19 protein-coding genes are annotated in these 23,521 nt (G+C 58.5%); 6 read left to right on the forward strand and 13 right to left on the reverse strand.

Annotation, left to right across the window (positions count from 1 at the left end; genetic code table 11):
• The first annotated feature begins 101 nt into the window (after positions 1 to 101).
• Positions 102 to 866: a MipA/OmpV family protein gene (locus OQ460_RS19425; RefSeq protein ID WP_410018987.1), complete on the forward strand. Its 765-nt coding sequence runs from the start codon at positions 102 to 104 to the stop codon at positions 864 to 866.
• Positions 867 to 912: 46 nt separating this feature from the next.
• Here OQ460_RS19425 and OQ460_RS19430 read toward each other — a convergent pair whose 3' ends face one another.
• The 8 genes from OQ460_RS19430 to OQ460_RS19465 all read right to left on the reverse strand — a co-directional run bounded on the left by OQ460_RS19430 (position 913) and on the right by OQ460_RS19465 (position 7,883).
• Positions 913 to 1,326: an EamA family transporter gene (locus OQ460_RS19430; protein ID WP_410018988.1), complete on the reverse strand. Its 414-nt coding sequence runs from the start codon at positions 1,324 to 1,326 to the stop codon at positions 913 to 915.
• Positions 1,323 to 1,703, reverse strand: coding sequence for a transporter (locus tag OQ460_RS19435; protein ID WP_410018989.1), 381 nt, complete (start codon positions 1,701 to 1,703; stop codon positions 1,323 to 1,325). Before OQ460_RS19435 ends, OQ460_RS19430 begins: the two co-directional genes overlap by 4 nt.
• On the reverse strand, positions 1,700 to 2,620 hold the full coding sequence (locus OQ460_RS19440; RefSeq protein ID WP_410018990.1) for an arginase: 921 nt from the start codon (positions 2,618 to 2,620) through the stop codon (positions 1,700 to 1,702). The genes OQ460_RS19435 and OQ460_RS19440 overlap by 4 nt, the downstream gene beginning before the upstream one ends.
• A 300-nt stretch (positions 2,621 to 2,920) precedes the next feature.
• Complete coding sequence (gltS, locus tag OQ460_RS19445) at positions 2,921 to 4,129, reverse strand: sodium/glutamate symporter (protein ID WP_410018991.1); 1,209 nt, start codon at positions 4,127 to 4,129, stop codon at positions 2,921 to 2,923.
• A gap of 58 nt (positions 4,130 to 4,187) precedes the next feature.
• Positions 4,188 to 5,126, reverse strand: coding sequence for a formimidoylglutamase (gene hutG, locus OQ460_RS19450; protein WP_410018992.1), 939 nt, complete (start codon positions 5,124 to 5,126; stop codon positions 4,188 to 4,190).
• 21 nt (positions 5,127 to 5,147) lie between these two features.
• On the reverse strand, positions 5,148 to 5,873 hold the full coding sequence (locus OQ460_RS19455; RefSeq protein WP_410018993.1) for an IclR family transcriptional regulator: 726 nt from the start codon (positions 5,871 to 5,873) through the stop codon (positions 5,148 to 5,150).
• 275 nt (positions 5,874 to 6,148) lie between these two features.
• Positions 6,149 to 6,802, reverse strand: coding sequence for a DsbA family oxidoreductase (locus tag OQ460_RS19460; protein WP_410018994.1), 654 nt, complete (start codon positions 6,800 to 6,802; stop codon positions 6,149 to 6,151).
• A 61-nt stretch (positions 6,803 to 6,863) separates the two neighbouring features.
• A complete protein-coding gene (locus OQ460_RS19465) occupies positions 6,864 to 7,883 on the reverse strand; it encodes an alpha/beta fold hydrolase (RefSeq protein ID WP_410018995.1) in 1,020 nt (339 codons plus the stop codon).
• A 193-nt stretch (positions 7,884 to 8,076) separates the two neighbouring features.
• Here OQ460_RS19465 and metR point away from each other — a divergent pair, with 193 nt between their 5' ends.
• On the forward strand, positions 8,077 to 8,994 hold the full coding sequence (metR, locus tag OQ460_RS19470) for a transcriptional regulator MetR (RefSeq protein WP_410018996.1): 918 nt from the start codon (positions 8,077 to 8,079) through the stop codon (positions 8,992 to 8,994).
• Positions 8,995 to 9,002: 8 nt separating this feature from the next.
• Here metR and OQ460_RS19475 read toward each other — a convergent pair whose 3' ends face one another.
• Genes OQ460_RS19475 through OQ460_RS19485 form a run of 3 tightly spaced genes read right to left on the reverse strand, consistent with a single transcriptional unit; the run spans position 9,003 to position 10,580 of the window.
• Positions 9,003 to 9,509: a GNAT family N-acetyltransferase gene (locus OQ460_RS19475; RefSeq protein WP_410018997.1), complete on the reverse strand. Its 507-nt coding sequence runs from the start codon at positions 9,507 to 9,509 to the stop codon at positions 9,003 to 9,005.
• Positions 9,506 to 10,144 carry a LysE family translocator gene (locus OQ460_RS19480; RefSeq protein WP_410018998.1) on the reverse strand — a complete coding sequence of 213 codons (639 nt, stop codon included), beginning with the start codon at positions 10,142 to 10,144 and terminating at the stop codon, positions 9,506 to 9,508. The genes OQ460_RS19475 and OQ460_RS19480 overlap by 4 nt, the downstream gene beginning before the upstream one ends.
• 25 nt (positions 10,145 to 10,169) lie before the next feature.
• Positions 10,170 to 10,580, reverse strand: a complete 411-nt coding sequence (locus OQ460_RS19485) for an NUDIX hydrolase (RefSeq protein ID WP_410018999.1) — start codon at positions 10,578 to 10,580, stop codon at positions 10,170 to 10,172.
• Positions 10,581 to 10,769: 189 nt separating this feature from the next.
• Here OQ460_RS19485 and OQ460_RS19490 point away from each other — a divergent pair, with 189 nt between their 5' ends.
• Positions 10,770 to 14,954 carry a dermonecrotic toxin domain-containing protein gene (locus OQ460_RS19490; RefSeq protein WP_410019000.1) on the forward strand — a complete coding sequence of 1,395 codons (4,185 nt, stop codon included), beginning with the start codon at positions 10,770 to 10,772 and terminating at the stop codon, positions 14,952 to 14,954.
• Positions 14,955 to 15,078: 124 nt separating this feature from the next.
• Here OQ460_RS19490 and OQ460_RS19495 read toward each other — a convergent pair whose 3' ends face one another.
• Positions 15,079 to 15,354 carry a type B 50S ribosomal protein L31 gene (locus tag OQ460_RS19495; RefSeq protein WP_410019001.1) on the reverse strand — a complete coding sequence of 92 codons (276 nt, stop codon included), beginning with the start codon at positions 15,352 to 15,354 and terminating at the stop codon, positions 15,079 to 15,081.
• A gap of 229 nt (positions 15,355 to 15,583) precedes the next feature.
• Here OQ460_RS19495 and OQ460_RS19500 point away from each other — a divergent pair, with 229 nt between their 5' ends.
• On the forward strand, positions 15,584 to 17,203 hold the full coding sequence (locus OQ460_RS19500; RefSeq protein ID WP_410019002.1) for an FMN-binding glutamate synthase family protein: 1,620 nt from the start codon (positions 15,584 to 15,586) through the stop codon (positions 17,201 to 17,203).
• A gap of 834 nt (positions 17,204 to 18,037) precedes the next feature.
• Positions 18,038 to 18,322 (forward strand): putative quinol monooxygenase, encoded by a 285-nt coding sequence (locus OQ460_RS19505; protein WP_410019003.1) that lies wholly within the window; start codon positions 18,038 to 18,040, stop codon positions 18,320 to 18,322.
• 82 nt (positions 18,323 to 18,404) lie between these two features.
• On the opposite strand, the gene OQ460_RS19510 is transcribed toward OQ460_RS19505, so the two are convergent.
• Complete coding sequence (locus tag OQ460_RS19510) at positions 18,405 to 19,826, reverse strand: amino acid permease (RefSeq protein ID WP_410019004.1); 1,422 nt, start codon at positions 19,824 to 19,826, stop codon at positions 18,405 to 18,407.
• A 506-nt stretch (positions 19,827 to 20,332) separates the two neighbouring features.
• Between OQ460_RS19510 and OQ460_RS19515 the strand changes: the two genes are divergently transcribed.
• Complete coding sequence (locus tag OQ460_RS19515) at positions 20,333 to 23,431, forward strand: transglycosylase domain-containing protein (RefSeq protein WP_410019005.1); 3,099 nt, start codon at positions 20,333 to 20,335, stop codon at positions 23,429 to 23,431.
• Positions 23,432 to 23,521 lie beyond the last annotated feature (90 nt).

A 23,521-nucleotide genomic window follows, 5' to 3' on the forward strand; every position in this document is an offset into this window, starting at 1 on the left:
AAGCTACAATTTTTGTAGGTCGCTACAAACAACATGAGTGCTTGCATGATCCCCTGCGCGTGCGCGTTCATGCGCGCATGTTCAGAGAGGGAAAAAACACCATGTGCAGGATGACTACGGCGGTCTTCGCCGGTTTACTTGGCTTGTGGGCCGGTTCGGCGCTGGCAGAGGGCATTACTGGGGACGTGGGCCTTGGCATCAGCTATCAGCCTCGCGAACCCAGTGGCAGCCGCTATCAAACCCTGCCCGTGCCCTACTTCGACCTGGACTGGGGAAATGTCAGCCTGGACACCGATGACGGCCTGACCTGGAGCGCGCTCAACCACAATGGCCTGAGCGTCGGCCCGTACCTCAATTACCTGCCAGGGCGCACGGCCAACGGCTCGTTGAAAGGCTTGCGGGATGTCTCGGACAGGGCCGAGGCTGGCGGTTTTATCCAGTACGCACCGGCCGACTTCTGGCGGATCTACGCGCAACTGGGTCGGGCCGTAGGCGGCGCTCGCGAGCGAAGTGGCGTGCTGGGCAAGGTCGGTGGCGAGTTGGGTTATCCATTGGGCGCCGGGGTGATTGGCAGCAGCGGCCTAGTGGCACACTTTGCCGATGCGCGCCAGACCCAGACGTTTTTCGGGGTGGATGAACATGAAGCGGCGGCCTCCGGGATTCGGCCCTACAGCGCCAGCGCGGGCTTTCAGAACGTGACGCTGACACAGAGCTTGCAAATCCCCCTGGCGCCGAACTGGTCATTGCTGACCAGTGCCAGTTGGGTGCATCTGGTGGGCTCGGCGGCAGACAGCAGCATCGTCAGGCAGACCGGCGAAGTGAATCAAGGGCAGGTGCAGGCAGCAATCAGCTACACCTTCAATTGAACCCCTTGGAGCGAGATCGCCCTTCTCGCTCCCACAGAATCGGGCCTCAGTTCTCTTCGCCTTCGGCCAGCAGTGCAATGCCGCCAATAATTACCACCACGCCCACCCAATGCAGAACGCTGATGTGCTCCCCCAGCCCTAACCAGGACCCCAACAACACCACCACAAACACCAGTGAGCTCAGCGGGAATGCCAGGGACAGACTGCTGCGTCGCAGGATCAGCATCCACACAAAGAACGCTCCGATGTAGCAGGCAATGGCTGCAAGAACTCCCGGATTAACCGCCACAGCTGCCAACCACTGCCAATTGAAATCCATCTGTCCCAACTGGTCCCCCGCCACCTTGGTAAAGAGCTGGCCGGCGCTTTCGGTGCAGATCAGCAGCGCCCACAACACCACGGTTCCCAGGCGTCCATGCAGCCAGCCCACAGGACGGAGGGCGATATTTTCCGAGTTCATGTTTGGGTCCCCGCAACAGCCACCAACATCACGCCAGCCGTGATCACCATGGTGCCCAACCAGCGACGGCGGCTGACAGTCTCCCCAAGCACCAGCTTGCCGGCGAGTACGACCCCGCAATATGCCAACGCAGCCGCAGGAAACAGTAGGCTCAACGGCGCACGGGACAGAGCTTCAAGCCAGACGAAAAACTCGACGACGTAGGCGCCGATGCCCGCCCAGAGCAAGGGCGCGTTAAACACTTGCCCCCAGAACGCATTCAAGCGAAATCCGCCTTCCAGCTCCGGCAAACGGTCCAGTCCCAGTTTGAAACACAGTTGGCCAATCACATCGAGCACGATGGAAACGGCCACCAGCAACACCACAGTCAACGTCACGGAAACAGCTCCTCGAACAGGTTGATCAATGCTTCATTAGTCGTCGCGTTGCGCAGCAAATCCTCAGCGCTCCAGCGCTCGGCCGGCGGTTGGTCGGACTTGGCTTCCCAGCGTTTGAAAGCATTGCTGAATGCAGGTGTGGCGAACTCGCCGCAGACGTCGATGCCGATGATCCGCTTGCTCGCCGCCAAGGCGCGCAGGGCTTGCAACAGGTGGCTCAGGCGCATGCCGCCCTGATCCCAGTTGGTTGCGGCGTCAACACAGGCCAGGACGTCTTTATCAATGGTGATCCAGATCGCTTCGGTGGGCAGGCTGCTGATCATCTGCTCGAGAAACACAGCCCAGTCCAGCTCCGCCAGGTTGCGCCAGTGCAGGTGATTTTCCTGCTGTTGGTGGCCGGCGCCATCGCCTACCCGGCCCCAGACTTTCGAAGGTGGATGCTGCCAGGGAAACAGTTGCAACTGCCCGCGCTTGAGGGCGCCGAGATTGCCGCCGCGCAGTTGCGGGTTATGCAGGTCGTCACTGCACGGGCCGAGGGTAACGATGCGCTTGATCGCCGGCATGTTCAGCGCGCGATTGACCCACGAACCACAGTGCCGCTTGGGCGCAAAGCGTACCCAATCGGGGTGGTTATCGAAGTGGATCAGGCTGATGGGCTCTTTCAAGTCGGCAAGAAACGCCGGCGTGAGGTGGTGATAGTCACCGGAGCCAACGAAGAAAATTTCCGGGCGCAAATGGGTTGGCAGGGGCCGTTGCGCCAGGCGTTGGGTGAAGCGCTTCCAGGTTTTTTCGGTGGACCACAGGCGCAGCTTCGGGCCCAGGTCCAGCAGGTCTATGCGTGTGGCACGGCCGCTGGCCAAACGCCGGACAATCGGCGCCTGACCGGTGAGACTGTGGTCGAGGTCAAGAATATTCAAGCTGATATTTCTCCCCTTGGTTGTGCCTATCCAGACACCGGATTCATCACGCATGAACACCGGCCGAATGGGCTTTGGGGGAGGAATGCAAGGGATGGGCCAGGGAGATTTTCAGGGGGGCAGGAAGATCGCGGAAATGGGGTTGGGTTGGAGAGCATATCCGTTGCTGCGGTTACGGCTTCGCTTCAACGTGATTGAACGCGCGCGCACCATCGCTGGCAAGCCGGCTCCCACACTGCAGGAGTCGTCTTGCCGGCGATGGCTTCGGTGCAATTGAGCAATAAAGCAGCCAGGTAATCCTCAACTGAATGCGTTGATAAACCAGGTGATCATCGGGATGGCCACAATGTCGATCAGCACGGCGCCGCACAGCGGCACGATGATGAAGGCTTTGTACGAGAACACTTTGTAGTGGTCACAAATGGCGCCCATGTTGGCCACAGCATTAGGCGTCGCGCCCAGCCCATGACCCATGAAGCCCGCGCACAAAACTGCCGCGTCGTAGTTGCGGCCAAACAGGCGGAAAAGGAGGAACACGCACAGCAAAATCATGATCACCACCTGTACCACCAAAATCACCAGCAGCGGCAAGCCGAGCTTCTCCAGTTCCCAAAACTTCAGACTCATCATTGCCATGGTCAGGAACATGCCCAGGCACACATCGCCAATAGTGCTGACGGCATGGTCGGGAATATCGACAACCTTGGCACGGTCATTGAGGTTGCGTAGGAGGATCGCGACGAACATGGCGCCCACATAGCTCGGCAACACGATGCCCAGATGCTGTTGCAAGCTGGAGCCCAGCCAGAACCCCATCACCATGATCACCACAATGCAGGTCAACAAACGCAGCAAGGTGGCGGCATCCATCGCGGATGGTGGGGTGTGAACCACTTCTTCAAACGCCTTGAGGCTGCCAACAGCTTGCGCCTTGACCACCAGTTTGTTGCGCTCGATCAACCAGCGCGCCAGCGGGCTACCTAGCAAGCCGCCTGCCACCATGCCAAAGGTTGCGGCTGCCAACGCTGCAGTGGTCGCACCGACCGCGCCGAGGTTTTCAGCAATCGGCCCGAAGGCTGCCGCCGCACCAAAACCGCCTTCCAGGGACACCGCACCGGCCATGATCCCCAGCAACGGGTCGATGCCCAGCAGCTTGGCGACACTGACACCCACCACGTTTTGCACCAACGCCAGGCCCCAGCACGCACCCAGGTAGATAAACAGCAATTTGCCGCCCTTGCGCAGCAAGCCGAGGCTGCCGCCCAAACCGACAGTGGTGAAAAACGCCACCATCAGCGGGGTTTGCAGGCTGGTGTCGAGGGTCAGGTTGAGCAGTTGCTGATCACGTAACAGCCAGATCACTAAGGCAAAACCAAACCCTCCAATCACCGGTGCAGGAACACACAGTTGCCGCAGCCAGTAGCTACGTTTTTTCAGTTGGGCACCCAGGCCCAGCAGGAGCAACGCGAGAGCAAGGGTGCTCAGCGCATCCAGTTCGAATGTCAGCATGGCGAATTTCTCTTTTTCTTATGATTCAACAAGCGGTTTCAGGAATTTACGGAAAAACTCAATCAATCAGGCTGGCGAGCAGGCGTGCGCCAATGCGGGCGGTTCGGTTGTCGAGATCCAGCCCGGGGTTGAGCTCCGCGATGTCGGCCATGCGCAATTTGCCGCTGGCCTTGGCGTGACGGACTAGATGCTCGACGATCTGCATGTCCACGCCATGGGCAGACGGCGCACTGACACCGGGCGCCTGGCTGGCAGGTAGGACATCAAGGCAGATGGTCATGTAGAGATGATCGACGTCTTGCAAGAAGTCATCGATTAACGCTTCGCAGGCGGGTATGTCCCAGCTGTTCATTTGCCGGTCGAGGCGGTAACGCACATTCAGTCGCTGCGCCTGCTCAAACAGCGCCAGGGTGTTGTTCGACTGGCTGACACCCAGGCAGCAATAGGTGAACGGCATCTGCGCACGCTGGCAGTACTCGGCTATCTGGCGAAAAGGAGTACCCGAACTGCTTTGTTCGCCATGGCGCAGATCAAAGTGGGCATCAAAGTTGAGAACGCCAATCCGCGCATGCGGGGTGGCCTGGCGCAAGTGATCGGCCAGACCGCTAAAGCTGGCAAAGGCGATTTCATGGCCGCCACCCAACCCCAGTGGCAAATGCTTCTGGTCGAGCAGATAACTGACGTGGTGCGCGTAAATCTGCTGCGCGCCTTCGAGGTTGCTGTCGGTGCAGCTCACATCGCCCGCGTCATACAGCGGCGCACGGCCGTGCCACGCCAGGTTGGCCAATGCCGTGCGTAGTGCTGAGGGACCAAGACGGGCGCCGATGCGTCCTTGATTACGCTTGACCCCTTCATCACAGGCCAGCCCAATCAGTGCCGCACCCGCAGGCTGATCCTCGCGCAAGGGTTTGACCCATTGATGCCAGCGCAGCGCGCCCTGCCCTTCGCCAGAGTCGATACGACCCGTCCACAGGGGCATGTCAGAAACAACAGTCATGCTTGAAACTCCAGTCAAAATTCAGTCGAGCCGGGCGCTCAGGCGCAGGGCCACGTCCTGGGTCCAGCGGATCAGGCGTTCACTGCGGGTGTGCGCCCGGGAGGTAGGCGCCATGAGGCTGATGGCACCTAGCAGGCGATTGCGGCTGTCGAGCAACGGCGCGCTGATACCCCAGATGCCGTCGTCGATCTCACTCACACTCACGGCATAACCGGCAGCGCGGATCTCGGCAAAACTGCGCTGGTATGTGGCGACTTCTTCGCTTTCGACGCCTTGCGCCAAAAGAGCCGACAGGCTTTGCGCCTCATCCATGTAGGCCAACAGCACCCTCGCAGAGGCGCCGACCAACAACGGCTGGGCCAGCCCTTTTTGGTAGCAGCAACGCAGCGGTTGCGGGCTGTCGACCAGCTCGATGCAAATCGCCTGGCCATTGCTGGGCACCATCAATGCCACGCTTTCCTGGCTTTGCTCGGCCAGGCGCTTGAGTTCCGGCTTGGCGAGGGTCACCAACACGGCTTCGCGGTCGAATTTCTTGGCCAGTTGCAAACAGGTTGGCCCCGGCAAATAGCGACCCTGACCGTTCTCTTCGGCAAGCCCCCAGCGCAGCAGGGTCTTGAGATGGCGATAGGTGCTGCTCAGTGGCTGTGCCAGTTGCTCGGACAGTTCTTTGGCGGAGATCGCCTCGCCGGATTGCCCCAGGGTGACGAGGATTTGCAGCAAGCGATCAGTGGGCGTGTTGTAGTTCATATCGGCCTCGTGCTCTTGCGGGCATGGTGCACCGAGTTTTCCATTAACTGAAACATGATTCCCACTGAGTGGGAAAAACCCCGCAGATAACGATCAGCGGTCGCTTATTCGCGCTCCTTGAACCCAACTTCTCAATACGTCGACGGCGTGCCACAAGCAGGCCAGCCGACACCACCAGCATGCTCAGCGAGTACACCATCCGCGAGGAGGTGTAGAGCGCCGAGTTCAGGCAGTTGGTTACCGCGAGATAAAAGACGTGCCGCCAGCAATACTTGTCAGCCCTTGGCCTCAAGGATGATCTGCCTGATAGCGCCAACAAACGCCTCCGCCGGCTGACCGCCGCTGACCGCGTACTGATCGTTGAACACAATGGTCGGCACCGAACTCACGCCACGGGAGATCCACAGTTGCTCCTGTTCACGAACCTCAGCGGCATATTCATCGGAGGCAAGAATCTCGGCGGCGCGCTTGATATCTAGCCCGACGCTCTCGGCGATGATCGCCAAGGTAGCGTGATCGGAAGGGTTCTGCCCATCGGTAAAGTACGCCTTGAACAGCGCCTCCTTGAGGTTGTACTGCAACCCCTCGAGCCCGGCCCAGTGCAACAGTCGATGAGCATCGAAGGTGTTGTAGATCCGGCTCTGTCCATCGGTGCGAAAAGCAAATCCCAGCGCGGCACCCATGTCGCGAATACGCGCACGATTGGCCTGTGACTCTTCAGCGCTGGAACCATATTTTTCGCTGATGTGCTCGGTGATGTTCTGCCCTTCGGCAGGCATCTCCGGATTCAACTCGAAGGGCTGGAAATGAATCTCGGCCTGCACTTCGACACCCAATTGGTCCAGGGCTTCGGTCAGACCGCGCAGGCCGATGATGCACCAGGGGCAAGACACGTCACTGACAAAATCGATTTTCAGGGCAGTACTCATTTAGGCAACCTCACAGGCATTACACGCCGGAAAGTTCGCACCATACACCCCTAGACCGCCCTCATAAAACCTTGGAAGGTCCCGCGGGCTCAACCTGCGCCCAATGCGCCGCTTCTTCGCGGTGGGCTCGCAGATACGGCAACACCGCCGCCAGCAACGGCGCCTTGAACGCCTCCTGAAAACGATGGGCCAGGCCAGGAATCAGGCGCAACTGACTACCCTTGATATGAGCAGCCAAGTGCACGCCGTGCATCACCGGCAACAACGGATCGGCCGTGCCATGAACCACCAGGGTCGGCACACGCAGTTGATTGAGCAAAGGCACCCGGCTCGGTTCGGCGAGGATCGCCATGATCTGGCGCTTTACGCCTTCAGGGTTGAAAGCCCGGTCGTAAGACTGCGCAGCCTGCTGCAACAGCGCTTGACGATCATCTTTGATTTGCGGGCTGCCCAGGGCTGCCAGCAGATCCGCCTGCTGCTCCAGGGCAACTTCGCGGTTGGGCGCGCTGCGTCGCGACAGCAATTGCACCAGCGCCGCATTCGGCGCAGGCAAGCCTTGCGCACCGGAGCTGGTCATGATCAGGGTCAGGCTCTCCACCCGCTGCGGCGCCATGGCTGCCATGTGCTGGGCGATCATCCCGCCCATGCTCGCGCCCAATACATGAAACTGTCGCACCTGCAGCGCATCCATCAGCCCCAGGCCGTCGTCAGCCATGTCGGTCAAGGTGTACGGCGCTGCCACCGGCAGGCCCAGCTTGTAGCGCAGTACCTCCAAGGTCAGGTTGGCGCTTGCGGGCGCCCGGCGCCAGGTGGACAGCCCGACATCGCGGTTGTCGTAGCGGATAACCCGCAAACCTTGCTTGCACAGTGCGACCACCACTTCGTCCGGCCAGTGGATCAACTGTCCACCCAGACCCATCACCAACAACAATGCAGGGTCGGAGGCACGACCAATGCTCTGGTACGCCAGGCTTACCTGGTCCAGGTCGACCCGTTCGGTCGGGACATTGACATCACATCGAGAAGCCGCAAAGGACGGCAGGCCGCACAGCAGGGCGGCCAATAAAAGCAACACACGCATGAAAAACACCGAAACGCAGAAATCCAGTAGAGCGCGAGTCTGATGAAGTTTGTTCAAGCGCGCTGCCACAGTTGCGTGACAGTTTGATGAAGGGTGCCCAGTGGTCATTTGCGGCGGCGTGTCGACATCAGGCACAACATGAGACAGACTCACTCTATCTGAATTTGTCACAAACTTTATTCATGGAGAGCACGTGCTCGAGATCCGTCACCTCAAGACCCTGCACGCATTGCGCGAAGCCGACAGCCTGGTGGAAGCCGCCGAGCGCCTGCACCTGACGCAGTCCGCCTTGTCCCATCAGTTCAAGGAGCTGGAAGAGCGCATGGGCATGCCGCTGTTCGTGCGCAAGACCAAGCCGGTACGATTTACCAGCGCCGGCCTGCGCCTGCTGCAACTGGCGGATGCCACCCTGCCCTTGCTGCGCGGCGCCGAACGGGATATCGCGCGGCTGGCCGGTGGCACTGCCGGGCGCCTGCACATGGCCATCGAATGCCACAGTTGCTTCCAGTGGCTGATGCCGACCATCGACCAGTTCCGCGATGCCTGGCCGGAGGTCGAACTGGACCTGGCCTCGGGTTTTGCCTTCGCCCCCCTGCCGGCCCTGGCACGTGGCGACCTGGACCTGGTAGTGACCTCCGACCCTCTGGAACTGGCGGGCATTACCTATGTGCCGCTGTTCACCTACGAGGCCATGCTCGCCGTGGCCAACCAGCATGCTCTGGCAAACAAGCCGTACATCGTCCCCGAGGACCTGCTCAAGGAAACCTTGATCACTTACCCAGTGGAACGCGATCGCCTGGACATTTTCACCCGTTTCCTGGAACCGGCCGATGTGGAACCCGCCCAGGTTCGCACCTCTGAACTGACAGTGATGATGATGCAACTGGTGGCCAGCGGTCGCGGGGTCTGCGGCATGCCTCATTGGGCGCTGCACGAGTACAGCTCGCGGGGTTATGTAAAAGCCAAGCGCCTGGGGGAAAAAGGCTTGTTTGCCACGCTGTATGCCGGGATCCGCGCAGACATGCTGGATGCACCTTACATGCGCGATTTTTTGCTGACGGCCAAGGACACGTCGTTTTCGACATTGGATGGGGTCAGTGCAGTTCGCTGAGCCCGATCTCAGTTGCTCTCAAGTTCGCGCCACATGTGGATCTTGTCGAAGTAATCGACACCCACCCGCACCGCCAGTGGTTCCAGGCCGTACTGGATAAACCCGCAACGCCGGTACAACGCAAAGGCTGCGTCATTACCGGCGGTGACTGTGAGTTGGATCACTTTGAGGTGCAGGTGTTGGCGCGCCTCGATAAGCGCTGCTTCCACCAACCGCAGGCCCAGGCCTTGTTGCTGGTGGGCGTCGGACACATACATGCCGAACAGAGTCACCTTGTGCCGCGACTGTTCCCGTGACTCGAATGCAAGGCCGACAATGCCGGCCAGTTCGTCGCCGACATACGCGCCGAGCAAGTGATCCAGCGGGCTCTCCAGGCGCTTTTCCCACCAGTCCAACGGCATCGCGGCGCGCTCGGTCACGCTGGAAGTAAACGCCTGGGGATACGCGCCATAAGCCTCCAGCATCAGCGCCCGATAGGCCTCCGCGTCCCTGGCTTTGAGCGTGCGGATGATCATGCGCTGCGGCGCTGCTCAAGCATCAGGCGCACGGCCAACGCAGCCAATACGAAGCCCATGAAATAGCGCTGCACCGACAGCCAGGCTGGGTTGTTGATAAACCAGCCGGCAATGCTGGCGGCGAATAGCGAGATCAGCAGGTTGACCATAAAGCTCACGCTGATCTGAGTGAAACCAAGCAGCAGGCTCTGGATAAACACCGAGCCGTGTTCCGGGGTAATGAATTGCGGGAAAACCGAGAGGTAGAACACCGCGATTTTCGGGTTCAGCGCACTGGTGAGAAAGCCCATAGTCACCAGTTTGCGCGTCGAGTCCGGCGGCAGTTGCCGGGCCTCGAACGGCGAACGCGCACCGGGCTTTACTGCCTGCCAGGCCAACCACAACAGGTAGACAGCACCGGCCCACTTCAGCATTTCGTAGGCCATCGGCACCGCGAGAAACACCGCCGTCAACCCCGCTGCGGCGGCGACCAGATGCACAAAGAACCCGGCCACCACGCCCAACAATGAAACCACCCCGGCCTTGCGTCCCTGGCAGATCGAACGGGAGATCAGGTAGATCATGTTCGGGCCCGGAGTGAGCACCAGCAGCAACGAGGCGGCGGCGAAAATCAGCAATTCATTGAGAGGGATCATGCTTCAGTCCTTTGAGCCCGACAGGTCAGGCGGTGGCCAGGGATGAGCGATAAAACGGCAGGATCAGGTCACGTGTCAAGGGCGCCAATTGCAGGCCACCGTCGCCTGCCGGATCGATCCAGCGTACTTCCTCGATCTCGGCGGCGGGCAACACATCCACATCGATGAAAACCTGGAACAGCTCGGCTTCCACAGTAAAACCCGGCTCGTTGGCAGCTGGCGCCGAGAAGTGCCCGAGATAGACAGCCTCGATTGGATCAATGCGCAGGTTCAGCTCTTCGTACAGCTCACGGGCCAGGGCCTCGGCGGGTTGTTCGCCAGCATCGATCTTGCCGCCCGGCTGCATGAATGCCTGAGTGCCACGCTTGCGCACCAATAAGGTTTGGCCGTCGTTGCCTATCAACAGGGCGGCCGCGATGCGGATGGTCATGGACATGGAATAAACGCCTCAATCTAAAAGGCCGCAAGGATCACATGCACCTGCGCCGCAGGCAATCGAAAGGCCCGCGCGTTTGTCCAACATACATGCACCGCTGTGCCCGCGAACGCCAACCATACACTCAAAACTCATATTCAATCGGACGCTCTGCACCTGCGCAGCGCCCCATTCGTACGGGTTTCTACTATGCACATTTCATTGCCTCCCTCCCAAGGCCCACAGCTTGAGGAGCCGCAACTGCCCTCGGCCAACCGCGTGTCCCCTGATCCCTTATTGCCGGTGACACTGCCTGTGATACCAGCGGCCAATCAAACGACTGACGAACAACAGGCACATCTCATCAGCGAACTTGGCAACCTGAATGTCCAGATCGGCGACCTGATGCTAAAGCAGCCAAGTCTGGAGAGCGTGTATCAACAGCAATTGGCCGCTGCCTTTCCTGACTTGCCCCATCCCATCAATCCAAACCAGATTTTTTACAATCGTTACCGTGAGGATAGCGAGGGGCGCAAACAACTTCTGTCCTCCGACTTCCTGAGCTCACTGCTGAGCAAATTGCGGGAACCAGGTAATGAAAACTATCTGACGCAAGAGACCGGCGCCTTCTATCGGGAAGCCGACACACTGGAAGCGGACAAACGCCTCTCCTTCATCGGTTCGGTAGTGACGCTGACCAGCGTGCTGGCAATAGCCTTCACGAAAAACCTGAATGATTTCTGGAAAACCAGGGAGGACGAACAGCCCAGCCCAGAGGAGCAATTGGTCGCGCTACGCCGTCAGGCCCTGGCCCATCAATTGGCATTGCGCACAGTTGACGGCACGTTATCGGCGGCGGGACGAACGCTGGCAGATAACGTACTGAAATACCCGACTGCGGCGGCTCGGGAACAGCTCTTCGCCGCTGACCGCAGACCCGGCGTGTACCGGCTTGCGCTGGAAGACGGCAGTGAGTTTGCCGCGGCATTCATCATGAGTGCCACGAACCAGATACCCCCCATAGGCAGTGTGCTGCTCTATAGCCCCGGCGAAGGGTTTGAGGAATATGACAGTCTGGCGCGCTTGAATGAAACCGTCGCGGCACGTATAGCCAAGGCCGAATCGGCAGGCAAGCTGCTGGTCGGCAGCTTGCCTGCATCGGCTCGCGCAGAGCTGAACGACATGCCCGTGCTGGCGGAAAACCCAGCGGTGATCGGCGCCGATGTAATCACAACAAGCATTCATTCACTTCGGGTCAGACAGTACTTCAGTGTCCGGGATGTCCTGCTCAAAGAGACGTTGCCAATGACAGGCGAGCTTGATCTGGCGGCGGATTTGACCCCGCAGCTGGATCTTTCCAGCGCCCTTGCGGCGCGTAATCTACGCTTGGTAGAACTGCGCGAACCGCACTGGTTGAAAACAGTTAACTCCCAGGATCAGTCTCAGTACAAGCGACTTGAGACGGCAATGATTGACAGCAATAACGCGCTTATCCCGCTGCTGGAGCAGATTTCGACACTGACATCCTTCGCCGCTGATGAAACCGATAAAGTGTTGAAAATACAGAAACCCGCATATGCCGATGTGGATATTGATCACTATAAAAGCCTGGTGCATCTGCGCGTGACATCCTCTCTGCCCGTCAAGGTCACGGGATATCGCAACGAAAGAACCGGAACTGTTTTTATCTGCGAGGACCCGCAGATAGACATCCCGCAGTATCTGGATGGCGAAAACTTGACGAAAGGCTCCTGGGACACCAAGTCCGTTGTAGATCTGCGCACCCTGGGAAGTTATGCCCGACGCAACGTCGAGGCTTGGTCCGTGCACCAGATACACCGAACGACCAGCGCCACGGCCGACATTATCGATACATCGGGGAAAAAACATGGTCGGCTCGGCGACACAGACTTGCGCGCGCTCGCCCAGCAAGCCGACATCGACAAAAAATATCAGGAGTATCTCCAATCAGCCTTCTCGCTGGACGGCGAGGGAAGCACCTTTGCCACGCTGTGGCAGCGTGCCAATGCGGCGAAAATGAAAAAATACGCCCATGAGAGCCGTGTGAATCCCAGCGCCTACAACCTGTTTACATTCAAGACGCCCGGCAGCGGGTTGGATTGGATAAAGGCGGTAGTAGAACACCCCGATTCGACAACTCGGCCCCCGGTCGACAGATTCGTTATCGAGGCCAATCTCTTGGTACTGGGCAGTGCCTTGGAAAGTGGCCGAGGGGGCCAGGTCGTCAATGGGGTCGCCGTCATTCAGCGAAAAAACACCAAGCCCGACGGCGTCAGTGTTTTGTATACACCGGATGCTCCAGATGGCATGCCTTTCAGGGAGCTGACCAGCGGGCTGGCAGAACTGGACAACCTGACGGTAAAACCCGAATGGCAAGCCTATTTTACCCAGCGGATGGCCACCAACGATACCGAGGAGCTGGCGCAGATCTTCAGCGATAGCCGCAGCGTACACCGTTATACCTTGACCCCGATTACCGGGAACTTTCACGAGTTCCTGTATTCGGCACAGTTGGGCTTTCAACTTGCACATGCGGATTTCCGTTCACGGAGCAACGCAGAGGTGGCACGTGAATCGGCGGTGAATGCTTTGATGTTTGGCGTTGAGGCAGCCGACTTCCTGGTGGATCTACTTCCGGGCAAGCGCCTGCTGTCGTTTTTACGTCGGGGAATCATTAAAGGATTGAATAACGCCAAGAAGTTAGGACGTGGTCTCCCTGGGCTCATCAAGAAAACCAGCGGGGATAACAAAGCCAGTATCACAATCGGAAAAACCTCAATCAGACCGTTGGAGCCCGCCTGGATCAACGCTGTAGAGTATCGATTGCCGACACCCATTGACCCACTATTTGACGTGGAGGCGTTCGCCCAGATGCATAACTTCAAGCTGTCGCGCAAGACGGGCGCGCCCAGCTTTATTGACAACCAGAACAATCAATTTATTGCGATGAGGCATCAAGACGGCCGTTATCACCTATACCCGTCTTATATGGAGAGCGGCGCGCGCTATGTAAAAGATCCGACAGGCAACAAAGTGGACTTCATGGTGGTACCAGGTGATGCGAAAAGCTGGAAGGCACGTTCTGAAAGAAGCGCAATGGGTGGAGGCCCCATAATGAGCTTCCTGGGCCTGCGTACGGCAGAACAGCAAGTGGACGATGACATTCTCGCAGCATTCCGTGTTCATTCAACAGCGGCGGAAGTAAAGGAGTTTGCAGTCACCATCAAAGAGATTGACCTATTACAGAAACAACAAATACTGGATAGCGCGCGACAAAAACTTGGGGTTAATGAGGTTAAGTTTCGCCGTATGTTATCGACCCCGTGGGGTTTTAACCAACGGACCGAAACCGAATTGCGTAATACTTTATTGAGGCTGCATGTCGATGCGGATATTTATTTCCACATCAATCGATCAACTCAATTCCTATCCACTCCCCTCTCAGCATCTGAAAAGACAAGCCTGCATAAAAAAATAATAAGGCTCATGGGAAAAAACAATGACTTTTCTAAATACATCCACGCTTCAATTAGAATTACAGACCCCGACACGAAAGCAGAATTCGTAGGCTACGCCTTTACAACAAAACATAAAAAAATCGCTGACAAATTTTCTCTAAAGCACAAACTCAAAACCTCCCACAACGACGATACAAATGCTTTCATAAAAGAAAAAGGACACCAACAAACTCTTAACAAAATAGCATCCGACCACAATCTCACACACGAACAGGCGCTGGAAAAGTTTTTATCAGATCCTGAAATACAAGAGGCTCACGAAACATTCATAACCGTTCGTTTTAAGGACCGCCTAAAAAAACTAGGCATCGAGTCATTTTCCGAAGATTTTAAAAAATCCGGCATCCCTTATATTGCACTGTCGTATGGCAAAAAAACCGATACGGCCTCTGGCGTAAAGATAGTTGACAGCGTCACCATTACGGAATTTGAAAAAAACATTTCTCAGTTTTCAACACCTTTGGAGCTCAGTCCCTCACGGGCTCAAACACACAAAATTGAAAAGCCATCCTCCACCCCGGGCGCTCCTGCGGTTTCAGTGCAAACCACCACACGCGACCCGGTAATCAACATCGTCAAATCAGATGACTTGGCAGATACCCAAATCCCCCTCTTGCCAGACAGTGCCAGAACTAAACTTGAGGAAATCATTCAGGATATTCAGGCAGGTCGGATCAGTCGGAAAAAAATAGGCAACTTCACCTATGTAGATTTGCCACAAGTCGAGACCGGGGCAGGGCGAGGCAAATGGCGAGCCGCTTTTGAGCAGAACGGGAAAGAGGACGGCAAAGATGTCTATTTCCTCAGGGGAATCATTGATTATCACGGCAGCAAGCTAAAAGCTTGGGGGATGTGAGAAGTACACAATAATAGCTTTCGCGGCTGCCTAGTCCTGAAACAGGGTTACGCCTGTTTCAGTCTCAAAGCGCTCGCGGCACCCCATCGGGGGAACAGGGTGAACGCGACTCTCAACCCTCGTTTCACTCATCCTCGACTTTTTTTGCCGAAGACCCAAACGACGCAAACCGCTTGTTGAACCCGGCAATCCGGCCCTCAGCCTGGGTCTTGCGCTGCTGGCCGGTATAGATCGGGTGGGAAGCACTGGACACGTCCAGGGCGAAGTACGGGTACGTATTGCCGTCCGTGTGCTTGTGGGTGCGGTCGGTGTCGGCAGTAGAGCCAATCAGGAAAAACACATCAGCGGCAGTGTCATGGAACAGCACGGTGCGGTAATCAGGATGGATACCAGCTTTCATAAAGCCTCCAGGTATTTGGGTGATCTTCTAGTGTTATACAATAACATAATAAATCATCCAAACGAGAACCGATTGCAATAAGAGTAGCGCTCCACGTTATAGCGGTTGCCCCCGCCGAGAGATCACCCTTAAGCTGGAAACCTGCGTAAACCGTGAAAAATATAACAAGACACAGGCGCAAACCACCTGAAGACCCAGGTCCTGATGAGTCCGAACCCAAGGAATACGTATGAGCTTGTCCTTGCTTAGCCGTTATGCGTTTTTTGCCGTATGCGTCATTTTTACCCTTGCCAGCCTCCCTTTTATCGAACACGAATGGCTGTGGCCGATCACCCTGGTCACCGGCGTGCTCAGCCTGATCGGTGTGTTCGACCTGCTGCAAAGCCCTCACGCGGTACGCCGCAACTACCCGATCCTGGGCAACATTCGCTACCTGGTGGAAGCCATCCGCCCGGAAATCCGCCAATACCTGCTGGAGTCCGACAGCGACGCCCTGCCCTTCTCCCGCGCCCAACGCTCGCTGGTATATTCCAGGGCCAAGAACGAAACCGCCGACAAACCTTTCGGCACGCTGATCGATGTGTATCAATCCGGTTTCGAGTTTATCGGTCACTCCATGCGCCCTGCGCCGTTGAGCGATCCGAGCGCCTTTCGGGTAATTGTCGGCGGCCCGCAGTGCAAGCAGCCGTATTCGGCCTCGGTGTTCAATATCTCGGCAATGAGCTTCGGCTCCCTGAGTGCCAATGCCATTCGCGCACTCAACCAGGGCGCCAAACTGGGCAACTTCGCCCATGACACCGGCGAAGGCAGCATCAGCCCCTATCACCGGGAAAACGGTGGCGACCTGACGTGGGAGCTGGGCAGTGGCTATTTCGGCTGCCGCACCAGCGATGGCCGCTTTGATCCGGAACGCTTCGCCGTGCAGGCGCAGAACCCACAAGTGCGGATGATCGAAATCAAGATGAGCCAGGGCGCCAAGCCTGGTCATGGCGGGATCCTGCCCAAACACAAGGTCACCCAGGAAATCGCCGACACCCGCGGCATCATGATGGGCGAAGACTGCATCTCGCCGTCGCGCCACAGTGCATTTTCCACCCCCATCGAACTGATGCACTTCATCGCCCAACTGCGCGAGCTGTCCGGCGGGAAACCGGTGGGTTTCAAGTTCTGCCTGGGCCACCCTTGGGAATTCATGGGCATTGCCAAGGCCATGCTCGAAACCGGCATCCTCCCGGACTTCATCGTGGTGGATGGCAAGGAAGGCGGCACCGGCGCGGCGCCCGTGGAGTTCACCGACCATATCGGCGTGCCGCTGCGTGAAGGCCTGCTGTTCGTGCACAACACCCTGGTTGGCCTGAACCTGCGGGACAAGATCAAACTGGGGGCCAGCGGCAAGATCGTCAGCGCCTTCGACATCGCCAGCGTCCTGGCCATCGGTGCCGACTGGGCGAACTCGGCCCGTGGCTTCATGTTCGCCATCGGCTGCATCCAGTCGCAAAGTTGCCACACCAACAAATGCCCGACCGGTGTCGCCACCCAGGATCCCCTGCGCCAGCGTGCGCTGGTGGTGCCGGACAAGGCCCAGCGTGTGTTCAACTTCCACCGCAACACCCTCAAGGCCCTGGCGGAAATGCTCGCGGCGGCGGGGCTCGATCACCCTTCGCAACTGTCGGCCAAACATCTGGTCCGTCGCATGTCAGCCACTGAGATCAAGTTGTTCTCGCAGTTGCATGTATTCCTCAAACCTGGGGAATTGCTCACCGGCGAGGTGAACGGCGAGTTTTATTCGCGCATGTGGCAGATGGCGCGGGCTGACAGTTTCGAGCCTCATGAAGTGGCTGCTGCCTGAGTAGCTTATGCGCTACCGTGGGAGGTGCCGCTCTGGGGACCGGACCTGTCGAGGGCTTTGAAGAAAGCGGTTGCGTGGGGTACATATCCGTTGCTGCGGTTATGGCTGATATGGGTTCCGCCCTTACGGCGGGTCACTTTGGAAAAGCCCCAAAGTAACCAAAGGGCTCTTGCCCCACCACTCGGCACCTCGCTCAGGCTCGGTGTGCCCGCACTCAGGCATTGCTCCGTGGGCCCGCTGCCATCGGCCATCCATGGCCGGGGGCAGCTACCCCGGCATCCTGCCGGGGTGCCCACTGCGCAATACCTGCCTGCGGCCAGCGTGGTTTAACGGGGCGCCTCAGATCAAGATCAAGATCACAATCAAAAGCCAGAGCCAGAGCCAGAGCAGATCAACAGACCGCTGACGTTGTCAGCGAATAAGGATGTAAAGGCAACAGCGCGTACGCTCACGATCAGGTCGGCTGTCAGGCCGCCTCGCTCTGTTTTTGATTTTGACTTTGATCTTAGGCGCCCCGTTAAACCACGCTGGCCGCAGTCCGATATTGATTTGGGGGGTAAACCGGCAGGACGCCGGTTTAGCCGCGCTGGGCCATGGATGGCCCATCGCGGCGGCCCCCCGAATCAATGTCGGACTGCGGGCATGCCGAGCCTGAGCGAGGCACCGAGTGGTGGGGCAAGAGCCCTTTGGTTACTTTGGGGCTTTTCCAAAGTGACCCGCCGTAAGGGCGGAACCAATATCAGCCATAACCACAGCAATGGATATGTACCCCAACCCAACACAACACCCAACCTCTCAAAACCCTTGAAAAAGCTGACTCCAAGGACCGACCTCATGCTCAAAGTCATCGCAGAAGACTTCATCAAACCCGAACACCTGGACACCGTGCGCCCCTGGTACGCCGAACTGGTGGAAAAAACCCGGCAAGAACCGCTATGCATTGCCTACGACCTGTATATCGACCAGAAAGACCCCGGGCACTTTATCTTTGTCGAGCAATGGCCCGACCAGGCGGCGCTGGATACCCATTGCCGGACCGAACACTTCACCCGGCTCGTGCCGCAGATCAATGAGCATCAGGCCAAGCCCTGCAAAGTGCTGCTGATGGACGCGTTCTAGGCGTCATCCCCTGCCCTGCTCTGCATAAAAAAAGCCCGGCCCCATATGAAATGGAGCCGGGCTTTTTCGTCAGCGGCGCGGGTCAGGACGCTGACGACAACGATGCTTTAGCCACACTGGTCGGCTGCAACTTGAACAGGTAGAACAGGACTGTCAGCAACACCAGGAACGCCGGCCCGACATACAGCGCAATGCGCGTATCCGGGAAGTACGCCATCAGGCCTACCACCAGCACCAGGAACGCCAGCGCGAGGTAGGAACTGACCGGGTACAACCACATCCGGTACTTCAGCGCCTTCTGTTCGGCAGGGCTCAGGCTTTTACGGAATTTGAGCTGTGCCAGCAGTATCATCACCCAGGTCCAGATGGCGCCGAAGGTGGCAATCGAGGTTACCCAAACGAAGACTTTTTCCGGCACCAGATAGTTAAGCAGCACCCCCAGCAGCAGGGCGAAGATCGATAGCAACAGCGCCCGACGCGGGACGCCATTGCTGGAAGTCTTGCCGAACTGCGCCGGTGCCTGGCCATTCTGCGCCAGGCTGTAGAGCATGCGCCCGGTACTGAAGATGCCGCCGTTGCACGATGACAACGCCGCTGTGATCACCACGAAGTTGATGATGCCGGCAGCGGTCTTGATGCCCAAGCGCTCGAAGGTCATCACGAACGGACTGCCCTGGGTGCCGATTTCGTTCCATGGATAAATCGACAGGATCACGAACAAGGCGCCGACATAGAACAGCAGGATCCGCCAGAACACCGAGCCGATGGCGTTGGGAATAGTCTTCTGCGGGTTGCGCGCCTCACCGGCGGTAAGGCCGATCATCTCTACGCCCAGGTAGGCAAACATCACCATTTGCAGCGACATCAACACACCGGTCACACCGTTGGGCATGAAGCCGCCATGGGCCCACAGGTTGGAAATACCCAGGGCCACGCCGTCGTTGCCGAAACCAAAGGCAATGATGCCGATACCGCCCAGCACCATGGCAATGATGGTCACGATCTTGATCAGGGCAAACCAGAACTCGAACTCACCAAAGGCCTTGACCGCGATCAGGTTGATGCTGCCCATGCTGACCAGCGCTGCCAGGGCCCAGATCCAGCGGGGTACATCAGGGAACCAGACGCCCATGTACACCGCCACGGCAGTGATTTCCGCGACGCATGTCACCAGCCACAGGAACCAGTAGTTCCAGCCGGTAAGGAACCCCGCCAGCGGGCCAAGGTAGTCTTGTGCATAGCGGCCGAACGAACCGGCGACCGGGTTATGCACCGCCATCTCGCCCAGGGCACGCATGATCACCAGGATCGCCAGGCCGCCCAGGATGTACGACAGCATGATGGCCGGGCCGGCCATTTCGATGGCCTTGGCCGAACCGAGAAACAAGCCGACACCGATACAGGCGCCCAGGGCCATCAGCCGAATGTGGCGCTCGCCGAGTTCGCGTTTGAGCGGGCCGCCTTCAGCGGTCCCGTCAGGGGGCAGTGGATTGCCGACAGGCATAGGAATACAACCTCATTTTGTTATTGGGTATGACCACCGAGTGTCGAAGCGTTGGCTGATAAGCCTTGGCTTGCCGAAACCGCGCCGGCTTCATGGGCAGGCGCGTCATTAAGATCAGCGGGGCGTGCAGTATAAAAAGCCAGCGGTAGGGCTTTTCACTCTATCAATCACAATATTCAGCGAGAACTCCCGGCTGAGGCTGGTTGTGCAGAGACGGTACTCACCAGCGACACCCCCCTCCTTCGTTCCCACAGGGCAAAACGGCGGCGAGTATTGCACAGCCATGGTGCAGCGTCATGCCTTCGCCATGGCGGTTTCGAAGACCTCGACCGCTCTAGGCTGTGCCTCTTCCCATATCTGGTTTGCCGCGCGGCAGCCGCAGGCCCGCCGTTTTTTCGGACACCACACAGAACAATCGCCTCGCCCACAGTTTTTTTTCCTACAGGTCTGCCACCGTCTAAGCTTCAGACAAGTGCGATCAATCTGCGTGAATGGATCAGTCGACTATGGGCGCTCTGCGACAAAACGACTCGAGCAAGGCTGCGATCCATACGGGCGATACGGCGCCTTTGCCACAAAATCCGTCCACACGCCGTTACTGGCGACGACTGTTCTGGCTGCTTGTGCTGATGGCCCTCATGGCCTTCGGGTATGCGCTGTCGCGGGAGATGAACACCTCCAGATGGCAGGCCCGCCAACTCAGCAATCTGGCAGCCGACCTTGAGTATCACTTGGCCCCAGGCGCCAGTACCGCGGTGGTGTATCCCGGCGCAGGTCCCTTCGACAAGCGCCTGGGCTACAGCGACCTTGATGAGTTCCTGCCAAGGCTGCTCAAACGCAATTATGTGATCGCCGCGCAGGCGCGCTTCTCCGATGCCTTGATGAACTACGCGGGCAAAGGTCTGTTCGTGCCCTACATCGAAAAAATCCAGGCAGGCCTGTCGATCACCGATTGTCGTGCCGTGCCTCTGTATCAATTCAACTATCCGCAGCAACTCTACAGTGAGTTCGCCGCCATCCCGCCCCTGGTGGTGCACAGTTTGCTGTTCATCGAAAACCGCGACCTGCTGGACACCCATCGCCCGCTGGCCAACCCCGCTGTCGACTGGCCGCGATTTGCCATGGCGGCGTGGTCGCAAGTCGCCAGGCGCCTGCACCTGCCCGGCCAGAGTGCCGGGGGCAGTACCCTGGCGACCCAGTTGGAAAAATACCGTCACTCGCCGGATGGCCTGACCCAAAGCGGTGCTGAAAAGATCCGCCAGATACTCTCCGCCAGCGTCCGTGCCTACGCCGGCGGCCCCGACACCTTGACGGCCCGGCAAGCCATCGTGCGTGACTATCTCAACAGCGTGCCGCTGTCGGCCGTGCCCGGGCACGGTGAAGTCCACGGTATGGCCGAAGGGTTGCGGGTTTGGTACGGCGCCGACTTCGTGCAGGTCAACCAAGCCTTGACCCAGCGCGCCCAAGACCCACACAGCCTGGCACAGCAAGCCCTGGCGTTGCGTCAGGTGCTGTCGCTGATCATCGCCCAGCGCCGGCCTTCCTATTACTTGACCAACGGGCGCGACGAGCTGGCGCAACTGACCGACAGCCACCTGCGGCTGCTGGCACAGAACGGCATGCTGGAACCTGCTCTGTTGACTGCGGCCCTGGCGAGCAAGGTCAGCTACCGCGATTGGCAACGGCAGCCGACGATCAAGATGATCGATACCAACAAGGGCATCAGCGTCGCCCGCAGTCGGCTGGCCGTCCTGCTCAATCGCTCGTTGTACGACCTTGATCGCCTGGACCTATCGGCCACCAGCACCTTGCAGGGTGAGTTGCAGCAACAGGTCAGCGCCTACCTCAAGCAGTTGGCCGAACCGAGCTTCGCGGCACAGGTCGGTCTGCTTGGCGAACGCTTGCTTACGCCCGCCACCACCGCGCAAGTGCGCTACAGCTTTACCTTGTTCGAGCACAGTGACGAAGGTTCACGGGTGCGGGTGCAAACCGACAACACCGACCAGCCGTTCGATATCAACGAAGGCAGCAAGCTGGAGCTGGGCTCGACCGCCAAGCTGCGGGTACTCACCACCTACCTGCAAATCGTCGCCGAACTGCATGAGCGCTACGCAGCATTACCGGCAAAGGCGTTGAAACAGGCCGAGGTGGACGAGCAGGACCGCCTCAGTCGCTGGGCGCTGGATTACCTGCTGCGCTCGCCGGACAAACAACTGCCTGCGATGCTCGACGCAGCCCTCGACCGCACCTATTCGGCAAGCCCTGGCGAAAGCTTTTTCACCGGCGGCGGCTTGCATCGTTTCCATAACTTTCGCCCCCAGGATAATGGCCGCAACCCGACTTTGCGTGATGCGTTACGTGAGTCGATCAACCTGCCATTCATTCGCCTGATGCGCGATGTGGTGCGCTACAGCACCTACGCCGGCCCCAACAACAGCGCACAACTGCTCAAGGATGACCACGACCCACGCCGCCAGGAATACCTGGCCCGGTTCGCTGACCGCGAGGGCACCGCCTTCCTGCTCAAGTTCTGGAAAAAGTACCGCAAGAAAGACACCCAGGCGCGCCTCGAAACCTTCCTCGACAGCCTGCGTCCTACGCCTATACGCCTCGCGGCGGTACACCGCTACCTGCTGCCCGATGCAGACCAGGAAACCTTTGATCGGTTCGTGCGCTCACATCTGGTCAGCGCCAAAAGCCAGGAAAAGCTCAGCGATGCGCGCCTGCAAAAGCTCTACGCCGGCTACGGCCCCGGCGCCTACGACTTGCCTGACCAAGGCTACATCGCCAAGGTCCACCCACTGGACCTATGGCTGCTCGGTTACTTGCTCAATCACCCCGAGGCAACCTTCAGTCAAATCGTCAAGGCCAGCGAATTCGAGCGCCAGGAAGTGTATGGCTGGCTATTCAAAAGCCGTCACGCAAGCGCCAGGAACAGTCGTATTCGGACCATGCTGGAAATCGAAGCGTTCCTGGATATCCATCAGCGCTGGCAAGCAGTGGGCTATCCGTTCGATCACCTGGTGCCGTCGCTGGCCACCGCCATCGGCAGTTCCGGCGACCGCCCTACGGCCCTGGCCGTGTTGATGGGGATCATCCTCAACGACGGCGTGCGGTTACCGGCGCTGCGTATCGACAGCCTGCACTTCGCTGCGGACACACCCTACGAAACGCACCTGGTCAACGCCCCGAATCAAGGCGAGCGCGTGATGCCAATCGAGGTGGCGCAAGCCCTGCGCGAGGCCCTGTCGCAAGTGGTCGACGCCGGCACCGCCAAACGCGTCGCCGGCAGTTTCAAGCTGGACGACGGCACGCCCCTGGCCATGGGCGGCAAGACCGGCACCGGTGACAACCGCATCGAGGCCATCGGCTCCGGCGGGCGGGTGCTCAGTTCGCGGTCGATCAACCGCACCGCTACGTTCGTGTTCTACCTGGGCGAGCGTCATTTCGGCACGCTGACAGCCTTCGTTCCCGGTAGTTCGGCGCAGCAATTTCGCTTTACTTCCGCCCTGCCGGTACAGGTGCTCAAGGGTATGGCGCCGATTCTCAATCCTTATTTACTGAGCGGTGGCCAGACACTTTGCCGGACACCCTCTGGATATTAAATCAAGGTATTGGTTATATAACCTGTGCATTTAAATAGTTGTCGCCAATCACTAACTAATGCTTGAAACCCCATAGACTTTGAACTTTTA

Source organism: Pseudomonas imrae (genome assembly GCF_046352735.2).
GTDB lineage: Bacteria > Pseudomonadota > Gammaproteobacteria > Pseudomonadales > Pseudomonadaceae > Aquipseudomonas > Aquipseudomonas imrae.

Excerpts from the sequence above, each read along its gene's own strand:
- OQ460_RS19425 (WP_410018987.1), top strand. The coding sequence starts at position 102 with ATGTGCAGGATGACTACGGCGGTCTTCGCCGGTTTACTTGGCTTGTGG.
- OQ460_RS19430 (WP_410018988.1), bottom strand. The coding sequence starts at position 1,326 with ATGAACTCGGAAAATATCGCCCTCCGTCCTGTGGGCTGGCTGCATGGA.
- gltS (WP_410018991.1), bottom strand. The coding sequence starts at position 4,129 with ATGCTGACATTCGAACTGGATGCGCTGAGCACCCTTGCTCTCGCGTTG.
- hutG (WP_410018992.1), bottom strand. The coding sequence starts at position 5,126 with ATGACTGTTGTTTCTGACATGCCCCTGTGGACGGGTCGTATCGACTCT.
- OQ460_RS19455 (WP_410018993.1), bottom strand. The coding sequence starts at position 5,873 with ATGAACTACAACACGCCCACTGATCGCTTGCTGCAAATCCTCGTCACC.
- OQ460_RS19460 (WP_410018994.1), bottom strand. The coding sequence starts at position 6,802 with ATGAGTACTGCCCTGAAAATCGATTTTGTCAGTGACGTGTCTTGCCCC.
- OQ460_RS19465 (WP_410018995.1), bottom strand. The coding sequence starts at position 7,883 with ATGCGTGTGTTGCTTTTATTGGCCGCCCTGCTGTGCGGCCTGCCGTCC.
- OQ460_RS19475 (WP_410018997.1), bottom strand. The coding sequence starts at position 9,509 with ATGATCATCCGCACGCTCAAAGCCAGGGACGCGGAGGCCTATCGGGCG.
- OQ460_RS19480 (WP_410018998.1), bottom strand. The coding sequence starts at position 10,144 with ATGATCCCTCTCAATGAATTGCTGATTTTCGCCGCCGCCTCGTTGCTG.
- OQ460_RS19485 (WP_410018999.1), bottom strand. The coding sequence starts at position 10,580 with ATGTCCATGACCATCCGCATCGCGGCCGCCCTGTTGATAGGCAACGAC.
- OQ460_RS19490 (WP_410019000.1), top strand. The coding sequence starts at position 10,770 with ATGCACATTTCATTGCCTCCCTCCCAAGGCCCACAGCTTGAGGAGCCG.
- OQ460_RS19495 (WP_410019001.1), bottom strand. The coding sequence starts at position 15,354 with ATGAAAGCTGGTATCCATCCTGATTACCGCACCGTGCTGTTCCATGAC.
- OQ460_RS19500 (WP_410019002.1), top strand. The coding sequence starts at position 15,584 with ATGAGCTTGTCCTTGCTTAGCCGTTATGCGTTTTTTGCCGTATGCGTC.
- OQ460_RS19505 (WP_410019003.1), top strand. The coding sequence starts at position 18,038 with ATGCTCAAAGTCATCGCAGAAGACTTCATCAAACCCGAACACCTGGAC.
- OQ460_RS19510 (WP_410019004.1), bottom strand. The coding sequence starts at position 19,826 with ATGCCTGTCGGCAATCCACTGCCCCCTGACGGGACCGCTGAAGGCGGC.
- OQ460_RS19515 (WP_410019005.1), top strand. The coding sequence starts at position 20,333 with ATGGGCGCTCTGCGACAAAACGACTCGAGCAAGGCTGCGATCCATACG.